The organism is Pseudomonas sp. MF7453, from assembly GCF_016405455.1.
Taxonomy (GTDB): domain Bacteria; phylum Pseudomonadota; class Gammaproteobacteria; order Pseudomonadales; family Pseudomonadaceae; genus Aquipseudomonas; species Aquipseudomonas paralactis.
Genome location: NZ_JAEKCN010000002.1, coordinates 536,640 through 554,229, shown reverse-complemented (window position 1 = coordinate 554,229; position 17,590 = coordinate 536,640). Strand labels below are relative to the sequence as shown.

General features: G+C 58.7%; 13 protein-coding genes. 9 read left to right on the top strand and 4 right to left on the bottom strand.

The annotated features are described in order from the left end of the window. Nucleotides 1-2: 2 nt before the first annotated feature. Nucleotides 3-704: a response regulator transcription factor gene (locus JFT63_RS03795; protein WP_005788610.1), complete on the bottom strand. Its 702-nt coding sequence runs from the start codon at nt 702-704 to the stop codon at nt 3-5. A 228-nt stretch (nt 705-932) separates the two neighbouring features. Between JFT63_RS03795 and JFT63_RS03800 the strand changes: the two genes are divergently transcribed. The 6 genes from JFT63_RS03800 (at nt 933) to JFT63_RS03825 (ending at nt 8,326) form a co-directional block, all read left to right on the top strand. Beyond that, complete coding sequence (locus JFT63_RS03800; protein WP_057702902.1) at nt 933-2,075, top strand: efflux RND transporter periplasmic adaptor subunit; 1,143 nt, start codon at nt 933-935, stop codon at nt 2,073-2,075. 6 nt (nt 2,076-2,081) lie between these two features. Further along, nucleotides 2,082-5,180, top strand: a complete 3,099-nt coding sequence (locus JFT63_RS03805; protein WP_057702901.1) for an efflux RND transporter permease subunit — start codon at nt 2,082-2,084, stop codon at nt 5,178-5,180. A gap of 183 nt (nt 5,181-5,363) precedes the next feature. Next, on the top strand, nt 5,364-6,005 hold the full coding sequence (locus JFT63_RS03810) for a DUF1345 domain-containing protein (RefSeq protein WP_198843507.1): 642 nt from the start codon (nt 5,364-5,366) through the stop codon (nt 6,003-6,005). Between the two features lie 72 nt (nt 6,006-6,077). Then, the gene (locus tag JFT63_RS03815; protein WP_198843508.1) at nt 6,078-6,917 is read left to right on the top strand and encodes an AraC family transcriptional regulator; all 840 of its coding nucleotides are present in this window, start codon (nt 6,078-6,080) and stop codon (nt 6,915-6,917) included. 54 nt (nt 6,918-6,971) lie between these two features. After that, a complete protein-coding gene (locus tag JFT63_RS03820) occupies nt 6,972-7,571 on the top strand; it encodes a LysE family translocator (RefSeq protein ID WP_057702898.1) in 600 nt (199 codons plus the stop codon). A 281-nt stretch (nt 7,572-7,852) separates the two neighbouring features. Further along, nucleotides 7,853-8,326: a hypothetical protein gene (locus tag JFT63_RS03825; protein ID WP_057702897.1), complete on the top strand. Its 474-nt coding sequence runs from the start codon at nt 7,853-7,855 to the stop codon at nt 8,324-8,326. Between the two features lie 56 nt (nt 8,327-8,382). On the opposite strand, the gene JFT63_RS03830 is transcribed toward JFT63_RS03825, so the two are convergent. The 3 genes from JFT63_RS03830 to JFT63_RS03840 form a co-directional block, all read right to left on the bottom strand. Further along, nucleotides 8,383-10,650, bottom strand: a complete 2,268-nt coding sequence (locus JFT63_RS03830; protein WP_057702896.1) for an autotransporter outer membrane beta-barrel domain-containing protein — start codon at nt 10,648-10,650, stop codon at nt 8,383-8,385. Between the two features lie 315 nt (nt 10,651-10,965). Further along, nucleotides 10,966-13,044 carry a hypothetical protein gene (locus JFT63_RS03835; protein ID WP_244885959.1) on the bottom strand — a complete coding sequence of 693 codons (2,079 nt, stop codon included), beginning with the start codon at nt 13,042-13,044 and terminating at the stop codon, nt 10,966-10,968. Nucleotides 13,045-13,181: 137 nt separating this feature from the next. Continuing rightward, the gene (locus tag JFT63_RS03840) at nt 13,182-14,447 is read right to left on the bottom strand and encodes a hypothetical protein (protein WP_057702894.1); all 1,266 of its coding nucleotides are present in this window, start codon (nt 14,445-14,447) and stop codon (nt 13,182-13,184) included. 246 nt (nt 14,448-14,693) lie between these two features. On the opposite strand from JFT63_RS03840, the gene JFT63_RS03845 reads away from it, so the two are divergent. The 3 genes from JFT63_RS03845 to JFT63_RS03855 all read left to right on the top strand — a co-directional run bounded on the left by JFT63_RS03845 (nt 14,694) and on the right by JFT63_RS03855 (nt 17,578). Next, nucleotides 14,694-15,740, top strand: coding sequence for a LacI family DNA-binding transcriptional regulator (locus JFT63_RS03845; RefSeq protein WP_332875213.1), 1,047 nt, complete (start codon nt 14,694-14,696; stop codon nt 15,738-15,740). Nucleotides 15,741-15,861: 121 nt separating this feature from the next. Continuing rightward, nucleotides 15,862-16,644, top strand: coding sequence for a sugar phosphate isomerase/epimerase family protein (locus JFT63_RS03850; RefSeq protein WP_198843509.1), 783 nt, complete (start codon nt 15,862-15,864; stop codon nt 16,642-16,644). Next, a complete protein-coding gene (locus JFT63_RS03855) occupies nt 16,637-17,578 on the top strand; it encodes a sugar kinase (protein ID WP_057702892.1) in 942 nt (313 codons plus the stop codon). The genes JFT63_RS03850 and JFT63_RS03855 overlap by 8 nt, the downstream gene beginning before the upstream one ends. Nucleotides 17,579-17,590 lie beyond the last annotated feature (12 nt).

Here is a 17,590-nt window from a genome sequence, read left to right as displayed (position 1 = left end):
ATTCAGCATTCCCACTCGGAACGGCTGAACAGATAACCCTTGCCCCACACGGTCTTGATCTTGCGCGCTTCGCCGGCGTGGTCGTCAAATTTGCGCCGCAGTTTGGAAATGGCCACGTCTACCGAGCGGTCGGTGCCGTTGAACTCGATGCCGCGCAGGCGTTGCAGGATCTGGTCGCGGCTGAGCACTTCACCGGCGTGGCGCGCCAGTACGACCAGCAGGTTGTATTCGCCGCTGGACAGTTCCACCGCCTGCTCGCGCCAGGTGACGGTGCGCTCCGACAGGTCGATGCACAGGTTGCCCATGATGATCCGGTCGTTGGCCACCTGGGGTTCAGACAGGCTGCTGCGGCGCAGCAGCGTGCGCACCCGGGCCAGCAGCACGCGCGGCTCGCAGGGTTTGGTTACATAATCGTCGGCGCCCATTTCCAGGCCCAACACCTGGTCGTGGCTGTCGTCGCGGGCAGTCAGCATCAGAATCGGCAGGCCCGCCGAGTCGGCGCGCAACAGGCGGCAGACTTGCAAGCCATCCAGGCCCGGCAGCATCAGGTCGAGGATCACCAGGTCCGGCGGGTTCAGACGTGCACGTTCGCGTACGTGGTCGCCACGGCTGAGCACGCTGACGTGATAGCCATTGCGTTCCAGGTAGCTGGCGATCAGCTCGGAGAGTGCGGCGTCGTCTTCGACCAGAAGGATGTTGGGCATGAAGGTGTTTCCAATGAATACTGTTTGCTGGGTGTACGGGGATCCAATGTGGGAGGGGCTTGCCCCCTCCCACATTGAACCTTCAATAATTGCAGGATTGTGCAAGGATATACGCCCCCTGCCGACTATGGGCTGCACCTTACACTTCTTCACACACGACCTACATAGCTTCACAGCACCACGGCGCAGGTGTCCTTAGGATGCGCCAGTCAATATTGGGATAAGAGCATGTCGAAGAATCTATTTGCGCCGTTTTGCCTGTTGGCCCTCACACTGGCGCTGAGCGCGTGTGGCCAGTCTGCAGACGAGGCGCCACAAATGCCCCTGGCCAAAGTGCGCATCGAAACCCTGCAGGCCAAGCCCCTGTCCATTACCAGCGAACTGAGCGGGCGTATCGCCGCGCCGCGTATTGCCGAAGTGCGCGCGCGGGTCGCCGGTGTGGTCATGCAACGCGTGTTCAAGGAAGGTCACGATGTGAAACAGGGCGATGTGCTGTTCCGTATTGACCCGGCGCCGTTCAAGGCTGACCTGGACAGTGCCCAGGCCAACCTCAGCAAGGCCGAGGCCAATGCATTCCAGGCGCGCCTGCAAGAGCAGCGCTACAGCCAGTTGGTCGAGGGCAACGCCATCAGCGGGCAGGAATACGACAACGCCCGCGCCACACTGCGCCAGACCAACGCAGAGGTTGCCGCGCAAAAGGCTGCGGTCGAGCGCGCCAGGCTGAACCTGGGCTATGCCACCGTGACCGCGCCGATTTCCGGGCGCATCGGTCGCGCCCTGGTAACCGAAGGCGCGCTGGTCGGCCAGAACGAAGCCACGCCGCTGGCAATTATCCAGCAGTTGGACCCGATCCATGCTGACCTCACCCAATCCACCCGTGAGCTGAACGACCTGCGCCGCGCCTTTCGTGCCGGGAGCTTGAAGCAGGTCGGCCAGGACCAGGCCAAGGCCACGCTGATCCAGGACGACGGCAGCCTGTACCCGTTGCCGGGCAAACTGCTGTTCGCCGAGATCAGCGTAGATCCCGGCACCGGGCAGATCATTTTGCGCAGCGAGTTCCCCAACCCGGATCTGGACCTGTTGCCCGGCAGCTTCGTGCGGGTACGCCTGGAACAAGCGGTAGACAAGCAAGGCATCAGCGTGCCGCAACGCGCCATCACCCGTGACAGCGCCGGTATCCCGATGGTGTTGCTGCTGGACGCCGAGCAGACCGTCAGCCAGCAGCCGGTGGAACTGGGTGCGGTGATCGAGGACCGCTGGATCGTCAGCAGTGGCCTCAAGCCCGGCGATCGCATTATCGTCGAGGGTCTGCAACATGCACGGCCCGGCGAAAAAGTTGAAGTGGACGACAGCCCGCTCGTAAAGGAATAACCCGTCATGCCGCAGTTCTTTATTGACCGCCCGATTTTTGCCTGGGTGGTGGCCCTGTTTATCCTGCTGGCCGGCTTCCTGGCCATCCCGCAGTTGCCGGTGGCTCAGTACCCCAACGTCGCGCCACCGAAGGTGGAAATCTACGCGGTGTACCCGGGCGCGTCGGCCCAGACCCTGGACGAAAGCGTGGTCAGCCTGATCGAGCAGGAGCTCAACGGCGCTGATCACCTGCTGTATTTCGAATCCCAAAGCAGCCTGGGTTCGGCGACGATCACCGCGACCTTCCAGCCGGGCACCGACCCGGAAATGGCCCAGGTGGATGTGCAGAACCGCCTCAAGGTCGTTGAGCCGCGCCTGCCCCAGGCTGTCACTCAACAAGGCTTGCAGGTGGAAAAAGTCTCCGCCGGGTTCCTGCTGCTGGTGACCCTGACCTCCAACGACGGCAAGCTCGACGACGTTGCGCTCAGCGATTACCTGGCGCGCAACGTGATGAACGAGCTCAAGCGTCTGGACGGCGTCGGCAAGGCGCAGTTGTACGGCGCCGAGCGGGCCATGCGCATCTGGATCGACCCGCAGAAGCTGATCGGTTTCAACCTGACGCCGGCTGACGTCAACGCCGCGATCAGCGCGCAGAACGCCCAGGTCTCGGCGGGCAGCATCGGGGACTTGCCGGGCACCAATACCCAGGAAATCACCGCGGCGATTCTGGTCAAGGGCCAACTGTCGACGCCGGCGGAATTCGCCGACATCGTGCTCAAGGCCAACCCCGACGGTTCCACCGTGCGCATCGGCGATGTGGCGCGCGTGGAAGTCGGCAGCCAGGAATACCAGTTCTCCACGCGCCTGAACGGCAAGCCCTCCACCGCCGTCAGCGTGCAGCTGTCGCCCGGCGCCAACGCACTGAGCACCGCAACCCTGGTGCGGGCGAAGATGGATGAACTGTCGCGCTACTTCCCGGCCAATGTGGAATACAAGATTCCCTACGACACCTCACCGTTCGTCAAGGTCTCGATCACCAAGGTGGTTTACACCCTGCTGGAAGCCATGGCGCTGGTGTTTGCGGTGATGTTCCTGTTCCTGCAGAACGTGCGCTACACCCTGATCCCCACGCTGGTGGTGCCGATTGCATTGATGGGCACCTTTGCCACCATGCTGTTGCTGGGCTTCTCGATCAACGTGCTGACCATGTTCGGCATGGTATTGGCCATCGGCATCCTGGTGGACGATGCCATTGTGGTGGTGGAAAACGTCGAGCGCATCATGGCCACCGAGGGCCTGTCGCCCAAGGACGCGACCAAGAAAGCCATGGGCCAGATCACCGGCGCCATCATCGGTATTACCCTGGTGCTGGTGGCGGTGTTCCTGCCGATGGCTTTCATGCCGGGCTCGGTGGGTGTGATCTACCAGCAGTTTTCGTTGTCGATGGCCACCTCGATCCTGTTCTCGGCGTTCCTGGCCCTGACCTTGACCCCGGCCCTGTGCGCCACCTTGCTCAAGCCGATTGCCAAGGGCGAACACCACGCCAAGGGCGGGTTCTTCGGCTGGTTCAACCGACGCTTCGAGCAGCTTACCGACCGTTATGAAGGCTGGGTGGCCTATGCCCTCAAGCGCAGCGGCCGCTACCTGCTGATCTACCTGGTATTGCTGGTGGGCATGGGGCTGTTGTTCAGCCGCCTGCCCTCCTCGTTCCTGCCGGTGGAGGACCAGGGTTACACCATCACCGATATCCAGCTGCCACCCGGCGCCAGCAAGAACCGCACGGTGCAGGTGGCCGAACAGATCGAGGCGCACAACGCAGGCGAACCTGGAGTGGGTGATACCACCATGATCATGGGCTTCAGTTTCTCCGGTTCCGGGCAGAACGCGGCGCTGGCGTTTACCACGCTCAAGGACTGGTCTGAACGCGGCAGCGATGACTCGGCGGCGTCGATTGCCGACCGCGCCAACATGGCCTTCAGCGAGCTCAAGGATGCGATTGCCTATGCGATCCTGCCACCGCCGGTGGATGGCCTCGGCACCTCCAGTGGTTTCGAGTTCCGCCTGCAGGACCGTGGCGGCGTTGGTCATGCCGGCTTGATGGCAGCACGTACCGAACTGCTGGACGCCGCGGCAAAAAGCCCGATCCTGGCCAACGTGCGCGAAAGCGCCCTGGCCGAAGCCCCGCAAGTGCAGCTGGAAGTCGACCGCAAGCAGGCCAATGCCCTGGGCGTGTCGTTTGCCGATGTGGGCAATGTGCTGTCTTCCGCGATCGGCTCGGCTTATGTCAACGACTTCCCCAACCAGGGTCGTATGCAGCGGGTGGTGGTGCAGGCCGAAGGCGACCAGCGCAGCCAGGTGGCCGACCTGATGAAGATCAACGTGCGCAACAACGCGGGCAAGATGGTGCCGCTGTCGGCCTTTGTCGAAGCCAAGTGGACCCAGGGCCCGACGCAGTTGACCCGCTACAACGGCTACCCGGCCATCGCCATCAGCGGTGAGGCGGCGCCGGGGCACAGCACGGGCGAAGCCATGGACGAAATCCAGCGCCTGGTCAGCCAGTTGCCTGCCGGGCTGGGCCAGGAATGGACCGGCTTGTCCTTGCAGGAACGCTTGTCCGGCTCCCAGGCGCCGCTGCTGTTGGGCCTGTCATTGCTGATCGTGTTCCTGTGCCTGGCGGCGCTGTATGAGAGCTGGTCGATCCCGACCTCGGTATTGCTGGTGGTGCCACTGGGCGTACTGGGTGCGGTGCTGGCGGTCTCCTTGCGCGGGATGCCCAACGATGTGTTCTTCAAGGTCGGCCTGATCACCATCATCGGCCTGTCGGCGAAAAACGCGATCCTGATCATCGAGTTCGCCAAGGACCTGTATGACCAGGGCGAGGACTTGATCGACGCCACCTTAAAGGCTGCGCGGTTGCGCCTGCGACCGATCATCATGACCTCGCTGGCGTTTATCCTCGGCGTGGTGCCATTGGCAATTGCCACCGGGGCCAGTTCGGCCAGTCAGCAAGCGATTGGTACCGGTGTGATTGGCGGGATGATCACGGCGACATTGGCGGTGGTGTTTGTGCCGGTGTTCTTTGTGGTGGTGATGAAGCTGGTGCGCAAGCGCCATAAGCTAAACTGATCATCGCCGCAGCCAAATGTGGGAGCTGGCTTGCTTGCGATGACGGCGGCACAGGCAACATAAGTGTTACCTGAACCAACGCTATCGCAGGCAAGCCAGTTCCCACAGGGTTATTGATTGCATTCATGATCAGGTACACCCGAATAAGCTATGGTGCTCACACATAGTTCTTTGTGAGCCACCATGCCCTTCCTTGCCCGCACCCACCCTCGCCTCTCATCCGCAGCCGTACTGGGCCTTGCCGTGGGCATTCTGGTACCGGCTGACACCCTCGCCAGCAAAGTCCTGATCGGCTGGAACATCGGCGTCTGGACCTACCTCGTTTTGATGCTATGGCTGACCATTCGCGCCAAGGCCGAGGACGTCAAGCGCATCGCCGAAATCGAAGATGAAAACGCCGGGCTGGTGTTGTTCATGGTGTGCATCGCCGCCATCGCCAGCCTGGCCACCATCACCTTCGAACTGGTGGGCAGCAAGGACCTGGCCGCTTCCGAGCGCCTGCTGCACTACGGTTTCACCGGGCTGACGGTGATCGGCTCCTGGCTGTTGATCGGGGTGATTTTCAGCGTGCACTACGCCAGGCTCTATTACACCTGGCAAGGCAAGGAGCCGGCGCTGCGCTTTGCCGAAGGCTTGCTCACACCCAACTACTGGGACTTCCTGTATTTTTCCTTCACCATCGGCGTGGCGGTGCAAACCTCGGATGTGGGCGTCGCCACCCGTGGCCTGCGCAAGGTGGTGCTGGGGCAGTCGTTGATCGGTTTTCTGTTCAATACGGCGATCCTAGGTTTCTCGATCAACATCGCCGCCGGCTTGTTTGGCTAGACTGCACAAATCTTCTAGACGCCCTCCCCGTTGTCGGCGCCAATTGCACATTACATTCAGCCTCGGTGTTGTATGCGCGCGCACAATTGGATCGACCTGAACCAGGACGCCGACACCGGCATCGAGACCCTGCGCGCGCATTTCGAGGGCCATGCCTACGACCCCCATTGGCATGACAGCTATCTGGTGGGCGTCACCGAACAAGGCATACAGCAATTCAACTGCCGGCGCACGCGGCATGACAGCGTGCCGGGCCAGGTGTTTCTGCTGGAGCCTGGTGAGATCCACGATGGCCATGCGCCTACTGTCGATGGCTTCACTTACCGCATGCTCTACCTCGACCCACATTGGCTGGAACGGGAAATCTGCAGCGTATTCGAGGAAGCGCCCGCTCACCATCAGTTGAGCTTCGCCCGCACCCTGGCCAACGACCCACGCCTGGCCCTGGCCACCAGCCAGGCATTTCACAGCTTGCACCACAGCGAACTGCGGATCGTACGGCAAAGTGCTCTGGACCAATTGCTGGAACGCCTGACCGGCCAGCTCTACTGGCGCATGCGCTACCGCGACGATCCCCGTTTACCGCGGGTGGCCCACAAGGCACGGGACTACCTGCACGCCCACCTGCATCAGGATATAGGCATGAACGAGTTGGCCCTGGCGTGCGGTGTCGATCGCTTTCGCCTCAGCCGCGCCTTCAAGAGCGCCTTCGGCCTGGCGCCCCACGCTTACCTGGTGCAACTTCGGCTCACACGTGCCCGGCGTTTATTGGCCAAGGGCGAGCAGCCGGCAGCGGTGGCGATGGCCCTGGGCTTCGCCGATCAAAGCCATCTGGGCCGCTGGTTTGTGCGCGCCTACGGCCTGACACCCGCCGCCTACCGAAAGCGCTGCTCAAATCTTCCAGACAGTTAACCGCCAGGCTTGTGAAGATCGACTCCATCGATTGGTCCATCGGAGTCACCCACCATGCTGTCCACGTTCGTGCCGTTCATGCTGTTCGCCTTCGTCGCCTGCATTACCCCTGGCCCGACCAATATCCTGGTGCTGAGCAACAGTGCCCGTTACGGTTTCAAGGCCACACTGCCAATTATTCTGGGTGCCTGCGCGGGAGCGGCGGGGATTGTGCTGCTGGTGGGCTGCGGGGTGGGCCAGTCTCTGGTGCAAGTGCCCAGGGTGCAAACCGTGATGCAGTGGGTCGGTGTGGCTTGGCTGAGTTACCTGGCGTGGCGGATTTTCAGCGCACCGCCGCATGTCATGGAGGAGCAAACAACCCATAAGCGACTTGGCCTGCTTGGAGCCGCGAGCTTGCAACTGATCAATCCCAAGTCCTGGATGATGGCACTTGCAGTAGTTAGCGTGTTTGTCGGCGACGGTACTGAGCAACAAAAACAAGTGCTGTACGTGTCTCTGATATTTTTCCTGATTTCACTGCCGTGTTTGAGTACTTGGGCATTGTTGGGTGTGGCATCAGGCCGGGCGCTGGCTTCTGCCGGAGTGATAGTAGGTTTCAATAGATGCATGGGAATAGTACTGCTGGGATCGACCTGGCTTGGCGCCCTCACCTGAACCCGTTCTTTTCTCCGAGAATACTTAGTAAAAAAAGAACTAAAAATAGTGTTTTATACAACCCAAAAATCAATTGCATGGTAGTCAGGCCCTTTGATTCGCGCCACGTTGGCGCACCTACTAGAGCGCGAAACAAACGGTGCTCATTCATGAATTGCGCGATTCGTATACTGTCAGTTATGACAGTTTACAGCGCAGGTCTTCTGCGATCTCATAACTAAGCCATCGCTTGCGGAGCACCCGCTGCTTTCGCCTAACTGGTCACTCATGGAGACACAATCATGTCAGCACACAGTGCAACGTTAACACCTCACCAACAACGGGCCTTGTTTCCAAAATCGAACAGCGCTCAAGGAAGCTTTACAGTTTCCGTCGACTCGAACGCCATCACCATCCAGACGAAGGATATCGTGCACGACACCACAAAGCATATGTATGGCATTACTGGCCGGAACGCTGAAGCAATTAGCGATACCGTGAGAGAAATTTATATACAGTTCGAGGACACCACTGCGGCCGGGACGGTTTTTCATCTGGAGGATAGTGAGTTCACTAACACCAGGGTCTGGTTCAGCGTCGATACAGGCATTAACAAATACGCCGTACGCGTCGTTACAGGCACCCTGGTCATTCAAGAGCTTTCGTCTCAAGGAATTCATATTTCACTTGCTTGCACTGGCAGCACCGAAAGAAACCCTTCGGGAAAATCACACGCTATGGTCATCAATGCAGATCTTCACACCGGAACATGGTGAACAAAACATCAAAAAAAGCCCGTATCCTGCGATACGGGCTTTTGACAATGCATTAGTTACCAAGTGTAGCGAACCCCCACATTCGCCCCCCAAGGTTGCTCAACTCGACCACCGCTGCTGTGCTCGAGGTCGGCATGCAGTTGCAGGTTCTGCGAGAGTTTTACCGCCATACCGGCGCCAAACTCAGCGCGAGAGCCGGACAAGTCGTTGTTGAATACATTGTTATTCACCGAGACTTTATTGTTATTGGCAAACTCATGCACCATCGCCGCTCGCAGATAAGGTTGTACAACACTCCCCGTATCGAGCTGGATGTCACGCCCAACGGTTGCGCCAGCCTTGGCCATGATTGAGCGCGTACGTTCGCCCTTGGCTTCCAGGCCGTTATCCAGGTTGTAATTGGCGCCCTGGATCACCACGGTGGACATTTGCGCGTAAGGCTCGATAAAGAACCCGTCATCCAACTTGATGTTGCGGCCGAATTCGGCCGACAAGCCGCCCCCGGTATTGGTGTACTTGCCCTTGGACGACGTACCGTCACTCAGACCCACCTTGGACTCATTCTGGAACCGGTTGACCTTGGCCACCGCATCGAAATACAGGCCGCTTTCCTCATCCAGCCAAGTCGCATAAGCACCCAGGTAGTAACTCTTCACATTACCGGAGGTGCCGCGCTTGAGGTTCAGGTCAGAGGTGCTGTGGCCGGCCATCACACCCACCAGCCACTGACTGTCGGCCAACGGCGTGTCGGTACCCAAAGTGAAGCCCTGCTGGTTCTGGCTGTAGCCAATCCCGGTGCTATCAGACACTTCGTACTTGTTGCCATAACCACGGATCCACACACCCGCCTGGGCAGGATCGAAACGCAGCTCCCCCATACGCGAACGCAGGGAAGTCGCCTCGCCGTACCACACGGTCGGTGCGGTGTTGAACAGCGCCAATACCGAGCGGGTGCCTGGGCTGATCACGCGGTTGTTCGGGTCGAGAAACCAGTCGGTCCCTTCCTTTTTCAGGCCATAGGAGTAAGCGCCGACGTCAACCACATCGCCCACCAGGGAGAACTGCGCGTCACCGCCACCGGTGTGTACAACGCGGATATCCTCCGGGTTGGTCGGTTCCGCACCGCTGGCCGCGAGCAACAGTTTGTGATCGCCCTTGGCCTCGCCCTCGACGTTCAAGAAGTCCGTAACGCCACGAGCGAAATCGGTGCCCATGACGAAAGTGCCGTTGCCGTCAAGGCTGTCAACGTCCAACTGGTAGAACGCATGAGTCTCACCGAATTTCACCGTACCGCCGGCCAGGCTCAAGGCGCCGACCTGGCTGTCGCCGGTCAACTCCCAATAAGACTGATCGCCTATGGCAAGGCTGGTGACATTCTGCATCTGGCCCGTCAGCCCGGCACGATTTTGCAAGCTTAGATGCGCGGTGCTGCCTTGCTCGACGATAACGTCGCCACGCAAATCGCTGTTATCGACATTCATAGATGCCACGGCACCGCCGTTCACTTCCAGCAATATGCCGTTACCGCCTGTCAGAGTCGAACCGTTGCGCACGTCGATCTCAACGGTCGGAACCCTGCCTGGTCGCCCCTCGACGAGAATAGCGGAGCCTGTGCGGCCTTCTACATGGGAGTTGTCCAGTACCAGCTTGCCAACCTCAGCGTTTTTCAACTGGTTGGTCACCACGACACCATTCTTGCCGCCGATCAGTGTGCTTTGACTCGCGGCAACCAATGCACCGCCATCCAATCGAACACCAAAACTGTCCGCGCCGGTACCTTCCACCCAGGTGTTTTGGTTGAAATGCAGTTCGCTGTTGCCTTGGGCCGTGGCCCCCCCGACAACGCCGAAGATGTTGCTACTCAATACCTTGGCAACCCCTCCTTGAAGGGAGCCTGCACTTTGAAATACTTGCAGTCCGAAGTTGGTATGACTGATCAGGTTGCTGTCGATAATTGTCGCAGTGCTGTCATCCAGGCGCAGGGCTGCCCACGTTGGGTTCCTGGATTCCACATGGGCGCCTGTGAGGCTGACGGTTGAACCCTGGGTAGCGCGAATATCCTCTACGCGGCTGCCTGGATTTATAATCAAAGCCGAATCATTGACGATGATACGTTGCGCTCTGGCGCCATTAAGTGTCAGTTCGGCTTTCCAATCCAACTGCCAATCATTGGCTGACTCACTCGAATCAATTGTTTTGCTCTCACCGATTAAATGGCCGGCTTGGGCTGCTCCTGAAACAGCCGCCAACATACATAAAGTTATCGTTGGTACTTTCATCATAGCGCTCAAAGGCTTGAGCTTAAAGTTGGGCAATACGTGCATGGCTGATCACTCTCTGGGGTAGAGTCTTGGATAACGGCTTGGCTCGTTCCCTCGGAATGGAGCCTTACCTGTGCGACGCAAAGAGTAAGGATCAGACACCCCAAACACTGTAGGATTTATCTTAGATAACACGCTGAATCGACATCGCTGAGACGCGGAAAACTAAAAGGCGCAATTAGGCGCTGCTGGCTTTCTTTACCGCAAGCAAAAAAAATCCGATGCCAATACAGGCATCGGATTGTTTCTTGCGACCCAAGGTCAAGCACGAGGGCTAACGCTTTGATTGAGTCACTTCACTTCCACTACGGCTCAGTGTCAGGGGGTTGGCGGTACCGTGCCATCGCAGTAGGTGTGGGCATTCGACATGCCAACGCGCGTATCCGACGGTATCCCACGCCCGGTTACGCCATTACTCAAAACCGTAGAGTAAGTCGCGACGCAGTTGCCCGTTGGCGCCTGATCCAGATAGCCCTTGTAGTCGATTTCGAATGTGATTCCGTTGTCTTTGTCGTTCTGGGTTATGGTCGGGTGTGTAAGCGTTAATGGAAACGGTCCTGGTGGCCGACCTGCGAGTGTATTGGTAAGGCTCAATTCCAACGTCAGCGGCACACCTAACGCCATCCTGGTATCTCCCGGTACGTAGACTTCACCATACAGAACAGGGGGTGGTCCTGGCGATCGGGTTTTCAGCGAGGCGCAGTTCCAACGATTCCCAGAGTTGCGGCCTACATACTCTGCTGACGCTAACATTGTCGTCACTGCATCCTGTACATCAACCTCAGTGGGCGGGGAAGGATTCTCATTGGTGGTGTCCGGGTCGATAACCAGATAGCTGATGGTCTTGAGGTCATTACCATGACGGGCAACCACGTCCCAGTCGATCTCGAAAGAAAAAGTATCACCACCTTGCTCCGTAGTGATAGGGAATGGCCCAACTCGCTCACCCTCCCACAGGAAGATGATCGACAGCCCCGAATGAGGGGCCACTGCGACTGTCCATAACACAATATCCACGCGCACACTTTGGTCGGCATGCTCTGGCAATAAAACATCCGGCGTTGTCGAGCCGGCCCCAAATACGTGGGCTTCATTAAGGTTGATATTAGGTGTGCCAGGTTCTCCTGGGTTGGTTGGACCACCGACTGACAAATCGAGCCGGATGGTGGTGTCCAAGGAAGGAAACAACGTGCCGTTTCGCGAAATCCGGTACCGGACAGGCACCAATTGCGGCCCGACCGTAAGCTGTGTGTAGGCAGCCTTGAACTGTGCCTGCATACCATCGAATACTTGCGGAAACGTATTGAAAACCGGGCCCAGGCCGCTCCAGGGCTGCGTACCTATTTGCACTTCGAGTCGATCGAGCAATGGAGCATGATTGTTATAGACTCTGACCCATATTTCAGGATCCAGCAGATAATCAGCGATGTCGATCAAGTCATCTGTGCTGCCGCCTTCCGGTGCGGGAGCCAGTGGCAAAAATGGCGCACGTTGTTCGGGGTCATCGATCAGCCTTACTTCACGTTCTTCGATGAATGAGGGGCGACTGACGTTACCCGCCCTGTCGGTAATAGTGTAAAAGGCCCGATACCTCCCACTCAGATCAATTAGAGCACGAGGCAGGAAAAAAGTATTACCGGTCTGCAGCATCGGGATCCCGCCGGGCGGGCTCACGATGTCCTGGTCGCGGGGAAACATCACCGTGCTCCAGTAGACGGTAATGAAGTCACCCGCCTGCCACTGACCCGGCGGCTGAACGAAGGTGTTGTCGGGAATACCGAACTGTATCCCGCCGTTCATCGTCAGATAGGCATCGTCAATAACCGCACCGTCAGGAAGGTTGATGGGGAATACGAGGGCAGTAGGTTGATCACGAAACCCGACATCAGCGTAGGGGGGAATGGTATCGACCGTAAATCGGCCAGGATCGGAAGTATCCCCAGTCCCGCCTGGAAAGCCGCCAAAGTCTCGGTACTGAATGCTTCTGAGTTGAAAAAAACCGTGGCGAAACCCGCCAATCGGTGCAGAAATCGGAATATTAAATTTGACAGGTATTGGAATAGGGGTCGCGCTCAATTGAATCGGCCCCGCTATACGAGTCCAAACAGGTGGAAGTGCCTGAAGGTCTTGTAGCTCAATTTCGAACCAGTCATCGAAATCAGACAAGTCACCTGTCGTACATTCAGCCGTGATGCCGACGGTCGCAAGATTGGCCGGGATCGTACCGGTTGCATCGTCGAGTGCCTCCGCAATCGTGACGGCTGCCGGGTTAGCCGTAGGTGCCGAGGGGATTTTCGGGTTGCTGCTCATTTGAAGATCTCCACTATCGCTTGATATAGGTTCCTTACACACATATTTGTCCGCCAGGTTCACTTCGGCTACCGGGCGAATGACCACGACCCGATTTCCGGCAACAGCTTTTCCCGCCGCCTGAGTTGCGGCACAACCAAAACACTCAGCACTTGCATTCAAACCCGTTCGCAGCGGCCAACCTTGTTAATGGCAGCGCTCACGCCCCCTGACGAAACCGCCCGTCAGGGTTCCGGGACATTGCCGTCAATCCAGCAATAACGGGGTGGCGGCGCGGATGGAACGACGCGATCAAATCGCGCGAACCTGGAAAAAGACCGCCCAATGATGGCGCCGCCTCTGGACACCATGTAGCTAGCTTCCCCCCCCGCAGTGACTCTGAGTGGCCGAATCAAACGCTCGACATCTCTGATCCAGAACGAGTGGCCGCTGGCATCAGCGACGCCGTCCCAGACATGGGTCTGGGTTTCAACAATATTGGGCATCGGGTCTACATCAGGAGCCTGGCGATACCCCTGAAACCGCATCGTGATGAGATCTCCATCTTGAATAGCTGGGAACGGTGGCGAGCCCTGATTGATGCGGATTTCAACGCCCACCCAGATCGGCGGTATACAGGCACACGTCATCCATTTGTTCGGATTGTTTATTGGGTCCGATTCGGTCTGTGGAAACAGCGGCCTGAGGTAAGTCGGGGTGGGGATGGCAACACTCAGACCGGCTCGCGCCACCTCTGAAAATTGCGGATTGAGGTTACCGGCCCGATCTCTCAGACGGTAAAAGCAAAAGATAAACAAGGCGCCCGGGAAACTTCGAAAAATCGTATCGGGGACGTCGACGAATATTTGACCCGTAGCACTGACCTGCGGTGGTGAAATGAAGCTGGGCGCCCCCGTAGGCAGAGCGTCCATTGCCGAGAAGTACAACAGTATTTCGTCACCCTCATCTCGCCCCCGATAACCACCCGGTATTTCCATCGGAACCAACGGGTTGAGGTCCAGATAATCAAGGGTAATCGGATCGACAGGGAAAATTGCGGGCGCGAGTGTTTCACCGACACCTGGGGCGTCGCGGTCGATTCGAAGCGCCGTGAGCTGCGAAGTATCAAAGCTTGGGTTAGACGGCGAATCGACATGTATGCGAAATGACAGATCTACTCTCGCGCTGTTCAGCAGAAATGCTTGAGGAATCGACGCAGGATAGGGAAAGTCATCTGCAGTAAGTGGACCATCCAATCTCAACGGCGGAAACACATCAACGGGGGTAGCGCTATGGTCATCCCATACAAATACGACGAAGTGGGTATCGCCGGCACCCGGCAGAAACGACCATGGCATGGGAAGCTCCACCTCCAGATCGTTGAAATAGTACTGCGCAGGCACCAGTCCATCGGCGAGGGCACGCACAACGGTAGGCCCATCCAGAGCAAGAGTGTCGCCTGAACCAGAAACTGCGGTACTCACTGGACTGTGCTTTTTTTGCCCACTCATGCTGCCACCCCTGGAATGACCGTTTAACTGTTTATGGCTTGTGCAGCGCCGTTCACTTGGGGCCAATTGAACACGCCATATATGGGTTTGGATACTGTCAGAATTAACAGGTAGGCTGACCACTCATCAGTTTTGCGGATGTGGCGCATGGACATACCCCTCAATAAAACTTGACGTAAGTAGCTCGCTGGTGTTTTCTGAAACCGGTTTCAACCCGTTACCCATTCCAATAAGAAAGGCTTTACCGTGACTCCATTTTCCGCCGCCCAGCGTAGCCGCGTGACCATGCTCGACGTTGCCGAGCGCGCTGGCGTGTCCAAGGCCAGCGTCTCGCGCTTCATCGGCGATGACCGCGCCCTGCTCTCAGATGCCATTGCCCTGCGCATCGAACAGGCTATCGACGAACTCGGTTATCGCCCCAACCAGATGGCCCGCGGCCTCAAACGTGGGCGCACGCGCCTGATCGGTATGCTGGTGGCCGATATCCGTAACCCCTATTCCATTGCCGTGATGCACGGTGTCGAAACCGCCTGCCGTCAGCACGGCTACAGCCTGGTGGTGTGCAACACCGACCGCGATGACGAACAGGAGCGCCAGCATCTGGCAGCGCTGCGCTCGTACAACATCGAAGGGCTGATCGTGAATACCCTGGGCCATCACCTCGACCAACTGCTGGAACTGCAACGGGAAATGCCCCTGGTGCTGGTGGACCGCAAGGTCGAGCCGTTGCACAGCGACATGGTGGGTCTGGACAACCCGGCGGCGGTGCGTATGGCGGTAGAGCATCTTGAGCAACAGGGTTATCGCGACGTGCTGCTGGTGAGCGAAGCCACCGATGGCACCAGCTCACGCCTTGAGCGCCTGGAGAGTTTCAAGGCCGAGATTGCCCGGCGCCCAGGCTTGACCGGCGCGGTGGTTGAACTGGATGGCGAACTGCAAGGCCGTCTGCAAAGCTTTTTAGCCAGGCCCGGTCCCAAGGCGCTGTTTTGCGCCAACGGTGTTGCTGCGCTGGCCTGCACACATACGCTCAAGGCGTTGGGCTGCACGCTGTTCGACGATGTCGGCCTGATCGCTCTGGATGACCTGGACTGGTACCCGCTGGTGGGCAACGGCATCACCGCCCTCGCCCAGCCGACGCAAGCAATTGGCGCCAGCGCATTTGACTGTTTGCTCAAACGTCTGCGCGGTGATACCGCTCCCACGCGCACCCTGGATTTTTTACCCGAGCTGATTATCCGTGGCTCCACCGCCCTGTCCCTTTGTAGGAGCGAGCTTGCTCGCGAAAGTCGTTAACGATAACGCGCAGCGTCAGGATTAGCGCGGCGCCCTCGAGCTTTTCGCGAGCAAGCTCGCTCCTACAAGGGTTGTGTGTTTTTTTCAGAAAAAATGAAACCGGTTTCAGAGGTAAACAACAATGCATAAATACCCCGTCTCCATCAGCCTTTCCAGCTACGGCGCAGACCTTGTCCGCCAGCAGGGCCAATTGAGCTTTGTCGCGTTACTCAGCGCCGCCGGTGCCCAGCGCATCGAATGGCGTGAAGAGTTGCTGACCCTCGAACAGCCCGCCGAACTGGCCCAGGCCGCCGCAGAACAGGGCCTGGAATCAGTCTTTTCCTCGCCTTTGGAACTCTGGGTCGCCGGTCGGGCCCAACCCAATCCGGAACTCGCGGCCACCCTGGACCGCGCTCACGCCTTCGGTTCACGTTGGCTGAAAGTCTCCCTCGGATATTTCACCGACACCAACGACCTGGAAAGCCTGCATGCCCTGCTCAACCGCCATTCGGTCAAGCTGTTGGTGGAAAACGACCAGACCCTGCACGGCGGCCGAATCGAGCCGATGCAACGGTTTTTCACCGAAGTCGAACGCCTGGGCTTGCCGGTGAAGATGACCTTCGATATCGGCAACTGGCAGTGGCAAGACCAGTCTGCGCTGACCGCCGCACGCCTGCTGGGCCGGCATGTGGATTACCTGCATTGCAAGGCCGTGGCCCGTCGCGACGACGGCAAGCTGGTGGCCTTGCCGCCTGGCGCTACCGACCTGCATCTGTGGGAACAACTGCTCAAGCATATGACTCAAGGTATTACGCGGGCGGTGGAGTTTCCGTTGCAGGGCGAGGACCTGGTGGAGGTCACTGCACAACAGGTCGCCACCCTCGCCTGCCTTGGCCAACCCCGCGTGGAGAATGCCCATGTCTGAGATCGATATTCTGTCGTTTGGTGAAACCATGGCGATGTTTGTCGCCGAGCAGACCGGCGATCTGGCCCAGGTCGGGCAGTTTCACAAACGCATTGCCGGCGCCGACAGCAATGTCGCCATTGGTTTGTCGCGCCTGGGGTTCAACGTGGCATGGCTGAGCCGAGTGGGTGACGATTCCCTCGGGCGCTTTGTGGTCGACACCCTGGGCAAGGAAGGCATTGATTGCCGCCATGTGGCCGTCGACCCACTGCACCCCACGGGGTTTCAGCTCAAGTCGCGCGAAGAGGCCGGCGCTGATCCCCAGGTCGAGTACTTCCGCAAAGGTTCGGCGGCCAGCCATTTGTCCATTGCCGACATCAGCCCGGCGCTGTTGCAAGCGCGCCATGTGCACGCCACCGGGATTCCACCGGCGTTGTCCGATGCCACCCGTGAACTATCCTTTGAACTGATGAAGCAAATGCGCAACGCCGGGCGCAGCGTGTCATTCGACCCGAACCTGCGCCCTTCGCTCTGGGCCAGCCAGGCGCTGATGATCCGCGAAATCAATGCCCTGGCCGCTCTGGCTGACTGGGTGTTGCCGGGCCTGAGTGAAGGCCGCTTGCTCACCGGTTTCGAAGATCCTGCGGATATCGCTGCGTTTTACCTCGACCAGGGTGCCGAAGCCGTGGCGATCAAACTCGGCCCCGAAGGCGCCTATTACCGCACCCACATGGACCAGGGCTTCGTCGCCGCCGTCAAGGTGGAAAACGTCGTGGACACCGTCGGCGCCGGCGATGGTTTTGCCGTGGGCATGATCAGCGCCCTGCTGGAAAACTCAAGCTTCCCCGAGGCGGTCCAGCGCGCTAACTGGATCGGCAGCCGCGCTGTGCAGAGCCGTGGCGATATGGAGGGTTTGCCGACCCGCGCCGAATTACCCACTCGATCCGTTGCGTAACCCATTACCTGT

Excerpts from the sequence above, each read along its gene's own strand:
- JFT63_RS03795 (WP_005788610.1), bottom strand. The coding sequence starts at position 704 with ATGCCCAACATCCTTCTGGTCGAAGACGACGCCGCACTCTCCGAGCTG.
- JFT63_RS03800 (WP_057702902.1), top strand. The coding sequence starts at position 933 with ATGTCGAAGAATCTATTTGCGCCGTTTTGCCTGTTGGCCCTCACACTG.
- JFT63_RS03805 (WP_057702901.1), top strand. The coding sequence starts at position 2,082 with ATGCCGCAGTTCTTTATTGACCGCCCGATTTTTGCCTGGGTGGTGGCC.
- JFT63_RS03810 (WP_198843507.1), top strand. The coding sequence starts at position 5,364 with ATGCCCTTCCTTGCCCGCACCCACCCTCGCCTCTCATCCGCAGCCGTA.
- JFT63_RS03815 (WP_198843508.1), top strand. The coding sequence starts at position 6,078 with ATGCGCGCGCACAATTGGATCGACCTGAACCAGGACGCCGACACCGGC.
- JFT63_RS03820 (WP_057702898.1), top strand. The coding sequence starts at position 6,972 with ATGCTGTCCACGTTCGTGCCGTTCATGCTGTTCGCCTTCGTCGCCTGC.
- JFT63_RS03825 (WP_057702897.1), top strand. The coding sequence starts at position 7,853 with ATGTCAGCACACAGTGCAACGTTAACACCTCACCAACAACGGGCCTTG.
- JFT63_RS03830 (WP_057702896.1), bottom strand. The coding sequence starts at position 10,650 with ATGCACGTATTGCCCAACTTTAAGCTCAAGCCTTTGAGCGCTATGATG.
- JFT63_RS03840 (WP_057702894.1), bottom strand. The coding sequence starts at position 14,447 with ATGAGTGGGCAAAAAAAGCACAGTCCAGTGAGTACCGCAGTTTCTGGT.
- JFT63_RS03850 (WP_198843509.1), top strand. The coding sequence starts at position 15,862 with ATGCATAAATACCCCGTCTCCATCAGCCTTTCCAGCTACGGCGCAGAC.
- JFT63_RS03855 (WP_057702892.1), top strand. The coding sequence starts at position 16,637 with ATGTCTGAGATCGATATTCTGTCGTTTGGTGAAACCATGGCGATGTTT.